A 7,243-nucleotide genomic window follows, 5' to 3' on the forward strand; every position below is an offset into this window, starting at 1 on the left:
GGTCAAGCAAACGAATAAATGGCTGTTGAGTAGGCAAAGTACGTTCTAACATCGTTTTCATGACAGTATCATAACAGCCATATTTTACTTTGCTAACAATAATAATTTGATCGTTAAAAGCAATCTTGGGATAAATCCTGATTGCATCATCACGAATAACGCATTTACCCGGTGTTTTGATCCAGCAATTAAAACAGCCGATACAGTTACTAATTTTCATTTTAGATAAATCAATCAATTCAAGCTCTTTTAAATCAGTTATTTTTAAATCCTTGTCACTTAATACCAGCATCATCTTTTCCCCCTTTTTCTTTATTTTAACATAATTTATTAATTATCAAGTAAACTTAATAAAAATTAAGATTAAAATAAAAAAGCAGAAAACTGCTTTTTTATTCAACTGGGATAACTGAACCATCACTATATGTTGTTTTAATAAATTCTTTAATCTTGTTAGATTTTAATACTTCCACTAAAGCTTTGATCTTTTCGCTATCTTTATCTTCACTTCGACAAGCAACAATATTTACGTATGGATTTTTTTCATCAGCTGATTCTAAAATAATTGCATCTTTAGTTGGATTTAATCCAGCATCGATAGCATAATTTCCATTGATTGCCACTAATGCTCCTTCGTTGTTTTGATAAGCTGTTGTTAGCAATTCTGGTTTGATTTCTTCAAACTGTAAATTTAAAGGATTAGCTTTAATATCTTCAATAGTAGCATTTTGGATTTTAACATCGTCTTTTAATTCAATCACTCCAGCACTTTGCAAGATTGATAAAATTCGACCGTGATCGGCAACTGAATTAGAAATTACGATTGTATCATTAGCTTTTAATTCACTAACGTCTTTAATCGTTTTAGAATAGAAACCAAATGGTTCAATGTGAATACCACCGGCATTAACAATATCATAACCGTTTTTTTCTACATCTTCTTCAAAAAATGGTACGTGCTGGAAATAATTGGCATCGACATCACCATTATCTAATGAACGATTAAAAATATAATAATCATCTAAGATCTTGATTTCTAGATTAATATCATAGTCGTCTTTTAAAATCGTTTTTGCTTCTTCTAAGATATCACCATGTGGTTTTGATGTAGCCGCAACTGTTAACGTATTTTCATCGCTTTTGCTACCACAAGCTGTTAAGCCAATCACTAATAATAAAGATGTAATAATTGTTAATAGTTTTTTCATTTTCTTTCCCTACCTTTTATCTATTTTTTTAACTGCATAATCCCCAATAAACTGGATGATGAAGACTATAATTAATATTAATATCGTTGCTGTGTAGGTAACATAGTTATTTTGACGAACAAATCCATATAAATAAGCTAAATTACCTAATCCCCCAGCTCCAATGGCACCAGCCATTGCCGTATAACCGATTAATGAAATTCCCATTACCGAAATTGAAGAAATTAAAGCGGGCTTAGCTTCCGGAATTAAAACTTTTGTTACAATTTGATAATTACTTGCTCCCATCGCTTTACTAGCTTCAATTGTTCCTTTATCAACTTCATTTAAAGCAATCATTACCATCCGACCATAAAACGGTGCACTTGATAAAATCAATGATGGTAAAGCAGCCTTAGCTCCTAACATTGAACCAACAATTGCTTTAGTAAAAGGAATTAATAAGATCAATAAGATAATAAAAGGAATCGCCCGTAATAAATTAACAATCCAGTTTAATCCTTTATTGACAATAATATTAGGATATAATCCATCACTTTGGGTCAAATAAATCAAAATTCCTAAAATTAATCCTACGATCACTGCTACCAGTAAAGAAACCCCCGTCATAAATAGCGTTTCTTTTAAAGCTTCAATCATTTGATCAACATTAATATTCTCTAAAATACTTTGCATTATATCACCTCCACATTGGCCTGATAGTTAGTAAACAAATCAACCACTTCTTGTTTATCACCAATTACTTGTAAAACCATTACCCCAAAAGAACTATCAATGGTATTACTTAAATTAGCTTCAATTACATTAATATCTGCCTTACTTTGACGAATTACTTTAGTTAGTATCGGTAAACGACTAATGTTTTCATCAAAGACAATTTTCAACAGCTCTCCTTCAGGATAAATCTGTTTTAACATTACAGTATCAAATCTTTGAGGATGTTCTACTTTTTGGACAAAACTTTTAGTGATCTCGTTTTGCGGGTGCATAAAAAGATTTTTAACACTGCCTGTTTCTACAATTTTTCCTTTGGACATTATCGCTATTTGATTACAAATTTTTTGAACTACTTCCATTTGATGTGTGATCATAACAATCGTTATTTGTAATTTACGATTAATTTCAACTAATAAATCTAAAATTGACTGCGTAGTTTCCGGATCAAGCGCACTAGTTGCCTCATCACATAACAAGATCTTTGGATCATTAGCTAAAGCTCTGGCAATACCAATTCGCTGTTTCTGCCCGCCAGATAATTCACTAGGATAAGCATCTTCCCGTCCTTGTAAACCTACTAATTCAATTAGCTCTTGCACTTTCCTTTGTCTAAACAGTTTATCTTTGTTTCCGGCAATTTCTAAAGCTAGTTCAATATTTTCACTAACTGTCCGTGACCATAATAAATTGAAATGTTGGAAGATCATTCCAATTTTAGTTCGCATTTTACGTAATTCCTGATTAGATAAGCGACCAATATCTTGACCATCAATTAAAATTTCGCCACTATCTTGCATTTCTAATTGATTAATCAATCTTACTAAAGTTGATTTACCAGCTCCACTATAACCGATGATACCAAAAATATCACCAGTATTAATCGTTAAAGTAACATCATCTACGGCTTTAACTTCTTTATCTTTTAGATGAAAAGTTTTGCTTACATGTTTTATTTCAATCATTGTTTTCCTCCTTATAAAATAAAAAACTCATCCTTACCAAAGGACGAGCATTACCCGTGTTACCACCTTATTTCATTATTACCTCACGATAATAACCTCTTCGAGTACCATCATACTCTAGTGCGATAACGGGCACGCGACCGTCATAGACTAAATATCGCCTACAAAACTCCAAGACCATCTTCATTTAACCGCCTTTATCCTTTTCCACCACCCAAGGACTCTCTATTAAATTTAGCTAAACTACTCTTCTTTTCATCGTTGTTACAAACATCTTAACCTAATAATTTTTTTATGTCAAGTAAAATATTTATTAAAGTTTTATTCTTTTGCATCAACTTTATCAGCAATTATCATCTTTTTTTAAATTTTAGTGCATAAAAACTCCACTTTTTACTAATCGTATTGAACTATTTGATTATAAATTAAATAATATAAACAACAAATAATTACTATCAATTATTTGTTTGTAAATATCATATTTAAAGATCAAAACTACAATAATATAAAATTATCTATTGAAATCAATTGATTTAAAAATGTCCATATTTTAAATCTTTCCTAAATATTATTGATACTATCTTTAAGTAGATATTTATAAATAATCAACATATCGGTAATTTACGATATGTTGATTAAAATATTTTTTTATTTTGAAAAAAACAAGCAATTACATTTAAGTTATTGTAACATTGAACTATCACAAAAGGAGGTTTTTTAAATGGGATTTAAAGAAGGATTTTTATGGGGCGGTGCTACTGCCGCTAATCAATATGAAGGAGGATATTTATCTGGTGGTAAAGGTTTAGCTGTTGCTGACACTATTACTGGTGGTGATGGAATTAACGGGATTCCTCGTTATATTATCGCTAAAATGCCTGATGGCAGCGAAAAGAAATTTACAACTAAAGAAGATATTCCTGCCGGGGCCAAAGCTATTGTTAAAGAAGGCGTATATTATCCAAGTCACGTAGCTACTGATTTCTATCATCATTGGAAAGAAGATATTGCTTTATTTGCCGAAATGGGCTTAAAATGCTATCGTTTATCAATTAACTGGACACGTATTTTTCCAAATGGTGACGATGAAAAACCTAATGAAGAAGGATTAAAATTCTATGAAGATGTTTTCAAAGAATGTCGTAAATATGGTATTGAACCATTAGTTACAATTTATCATTTTGACTGTCCATTGCATTTAGCTAATGAATATGATGGTTGGGTTAGTCGTCATACTGTTGATGCTTTTGAAAACTATGCCCGGACTTTATTTACTCGTTATAAAGGATTGGTTAAATATTGGCTAACAATCAATGAAATCAATATCAATGCCAACTTTATGATGAATGGTGTTCATGATCATATTTCTAACGCTCAAAATCGTGAACAAGCTAGATGGAATTTGTTTGTCGGAAGTGCCAAAGCAGTCAAAATCGGTCATGAAATTGATCCTGATAATAAAATTGGATTAATGATCGCTCATGGTGGAACTTATCCATATTCTTGTCACCCTGCTGATGCCATGGCTGAAATTGAAGCTAGTCATGCCATGAAATGGTTCTATGGTGACGTACAGATGCGAGGATATTATCCAGCTTATAAGATTAAAGAATTAGAAAGAAATGGGATCGTAATCAAAAAAGAACCTGGTGACGATGAAATCTTAAAAGAAGGTGTTGTTGATTATTATTCATTCTCTTATTATAATTCACATCCAATCGCTGGTCATGAAGTTGATGGTCAAAAATCTAGTGGTAACCAGGTAGAAGGATTAAAAAATCCATACTTAAAAGAATCACAATGGGGTTGGCCAATTGACCCAATTGGTTTACGTGTTTGTTTAAATGAAATTTATGACCGTTATCAAAAACCAATGATGATCGTTGAAAATGGTTTAGGAGCTTTAGATACTGTTGAAGCTGATGGATCAATCAACGATGATTATCGAATCGATTACATGCGCGAACACATCAAAGAAATGAAAAAAGCAGTTGATATTGATGGTGTTGATTTAATTGGATTTACACCTTGGGGCTTCATTGATGTTGTTTCTGCCGGTACTGGTGAAATGCGTAAACGTTATGGTTTCATCTATGTCGATATGGATGATGAAGGTAACGGTGATTTATCAAGATCAAAGAAAAAATCTTTCTATTATATGAAAAAAGTATTTGAATCTAATGGTGAAGATTTAGATTAAATAGTAAAACGGATATAAGCTTTTTATATCCGTTTTTGATTTGGTCTTCTTTTAATTTCTAATAAACTGATAAGCTCTGGAAACCATAGTGTATCAGTTGGTTCAAACATGACCCATTTGCCATCTCGATAAGTTTTGGCTTCATCATAGATTTTTTGAATTTCCTTAGAGTAATTATCACGTCTAGCTTCAAACTTTGCTCTTTCATCTTTACCAAAAATGATCATAAAACCAAGACATTTTTTTCGAGCATATAGTGCACATAACGTTTTACCACCACGACGATATTTATATTCATAAACCCATTTTTTACCGCCAGTATTCCAGATTTGTTCCATATCATACTTTTGATTGATTGCAAAACATAGCTTTTGCCAGACTTCAAACAAAGGCAGTCCTAATAATTCAATCATCTTTAAATCATCTGGTATCTCTTTTAACATCTTATTTTCTCCTCTAGTTAGTTTTATTTAATAAACCGGATATCTCCTTAACAAATTCAATATCATTCATTTTATTTTCAACATCATGATTGAATTTATCTTTATCTATTTTACCATCATGAATAATTTGATTATAGTTAGGATAATTATTTTCAATCACTTCTCTTTCTATTATATATTGGCTACCACTAAAATTAAAAGTAATTGTTTTTAAATTATCGATCAGCATAAAAATAGCAACGGAATTATAAATAAGTGAACGTTCGATATACATATCATCATTATTGTACCAGTCAGTTGTATTATAATTGATTATCAATCCATAATTTTCACTATCTATTTCAAAAACATAACCGTAATTTGATAGTGGCAAATTAGTAATCAGATTACCAGTATTACTATTATTGCCAAGATATTTATTTTGGTATTTTATAATATTATCAATTCCACTTTTATCGCGATTAAAAGGACTAATTGGAACTGTATTTGAGTTATATTCTTTTTTCAAATCAACAATATAATATTCATTTTCACTATCAGCATTTATTCTATAGACATTATAAAACAAACTATGGTAAGTTATTAATTTTGATTCGTTAAACTCTGTTACTACCATATAACGATATATTGGTGGTCGCTTAAATGAAATAACACTGATCATGTCAACAACATAAAAAATCGTCAATATAACTATAAACGTTAAAAATACAATACCTAATCTTTTATAAATATTTTGCACTTTTATTACTTTAAATAAACCAGTTACAAATATAACTATTCCAATAATCGAATAAATTGATCCCCAGCTACTTTCGGAATCAAACACGATAAACGCTGAGAATCCAATTATCGCACCAATAATCATAATAATATATGATTTCTTGATTTTTTCCTTTTCAATTTCCTTTTTTGAATAATCAATTGTATTAACAATATTTTCTTCCAGTTTTTCTTGATACTCTTCTTTACTGATTCTTTCACCTGATAATAATTCATTAATACTAATATCCAATTCTTTACATAACGGTTCAAATAATGATAAATCCATCATACATTTGCCATTTTCCCATTTGGATACCGAACGATCAGACACACCTAACTTTTCTGCCAGTTCTACCTGAGTCATCTTTTTTAATTTTCTATTTTCAGCAATAAATTTACCTATTTTTTCTTGATTCATATTTTTTCATCTCCTTTGCATTTTAATTTTATAATGTAAAAGAAATTTTTAACACGAACTAGAAGTAGAGTTTGATATTTTCTAGGTTAAATTCATTTCTTTTTTATAAAAGTGTAGCTGATTACCACAGTTAGCCTTATGGAAATGTTGTTTTAATAAAAATACTAGAAATATTTAAAATTATTTTCCATTACCTTTTAAATCTTACATTCATCAAAATACTTTTGCAGCTTCCTAGCAAACTGCCCAATATGCAATCCATCAACAAAAGAATGGTGAGCTTGTACAGATATAGGAATTAGTATTTTTCCATCCTTTTTATAATATTTCCCCCAATCAAAAAGTGGTGTGGCATTATCTTTCTTCCCTGAGTTTGTATGAGATATATGGGTATAGGTTATCCATGGAATTGAAGAACATTGAAACACATCATTTCCTAATGGACCAGTAAAATATTCTTTTTGTTCATTTGCGATTTTTGAAGCCAATTTACAATATTCTTTTAAATCATCGATCATTGGTACATTAACGAC

7 protein-coding genes, 1 pseudogene and 1 other annotated feature are annotated in these 7,243 nt (G+C 30.4%); of the genes and pseudogenes, 1 reads left to right on the forward strand and 7 read right to left on the reverse strand.

Going from position 1 to position 7,243, the window contains the following annotated elements; all coding sequences use genetic code 11:
* The 4 genes and pseudogenes from J7M77_RS08100 to J7M77_RS08115 all read right to left on the reverse strand — a co-directional run.
* Positions 1-295: pseudogene (locus tag J7M77_RS08100) on the reverse strand (NAD(P)H-dependent oxidoreductase); the annotation flags it as partial.
* 97 nt (positions 296-392) lie between these two features.
* Positions 393-1,208, reverse strand: coding sequence for a MetQ/NlpA family ABC transporter substrate-binding protein (locus J7M77_RS08105; protein WP_296877329.1), 816 nt, complete (start codon positions 1,206-1,208; stop codon positions 393-395).
* A 9-nt stretch (positions 1,209-1,217) separates the two neighbouring features.
* Positions 1,218-1,883, reverse strand: coding sequence for a methionine ABC transporter permease (locus tag J7M77_RS08110; RefSeq protein WP_296877330.1), 666 nt, complete (start codon positions 1,881-1,883; stop codon positions 1,218-1,220).
* The gene (locus J7M77_RS08115; protein WP_296877331.1) at positions 1,883-2,887 is read right to left on the reverse strand and encodes a methionine ABC transporter ATP-binding protein; all 1,005 of its coding nucleotides are present in this window, start codon (positions 2,885-2,887) and stop codon (positions 1,883-1,885) included. Before J7M77_RS08115 ends, J7M77_RS08110 begins: the two co-directional genes overlap by 1 nt.
* Before the next feature lie 36 nt (positions 2,888-2,923).
* Positions 2,924-3,155, reverse strand: a binding site (T-box leader).
* 453 nt (positions 3,156-3,608) lie between these two features.
* Here J7M77_RS08115 and J7M77_RS08120 point away from each other — a divergent pair.
* Positions 3,609-5,087: a family 1 glycosylhydrolase gene (locus J7M77_RS08120; protein ID WP_296877332.1), complete on the forward strand. Its 1,479-nt coding sequence runs from the start codon at positions 3,609-3,611 to the stop codon at positions 5,085-5,087.
* A 23-nt stretch (positions 5,088-5,110) separates the two neighbouring features.
* Here J7M77_RS08120 and J7M77_RS08125 read toward each other — a convergent pair whose 3' ends face one another.
* The 3 genes from J7M77_RS08125 to J7M77_RS08135 all read right to left on the reverse strand — a co-directional run.
* A complete protein-coding gene (locus tag J7M77_RS08125) occupies positions 5,111-5,530 on the reverse strand; it encodes a DUF3788 domain-containing protein (protein WP_296877333.1) in 420 nt (139 codons plus the stop codon).
* Between the two features lie 13 nt (positions 5,531-5,543).
* On the reverse strand, positions 5,544-6,710 hold the full coding sequence (locus J7M77_RS08130; protein ID WP_296877334.1) for a DUF4825 domain-containing protein: 1,167 nt from the start codon (positions 6,708-6,710) through the stop codon (positions 5,544-5,546).
* A gap of 197 nt (positions 6,711-6,907) precedes the next feature.
* Positions 6,908-7,243: CatA-like O-acetyltransferase (locus tag J7M77_RS08135; RefSeq protein ID WP_296877335.1), on the reverse strand; the 336-nt coding region annotated here is incomplete at its 5' end.

It is taken from the genome of Thomasclavelia sp. (assembly GCF_017889095.1).
GTDB lineage: Bacteria > Bacillota_I > Bacilli_A > Erysipelotrichales > Coprobacillaceae > Thomasclavelia.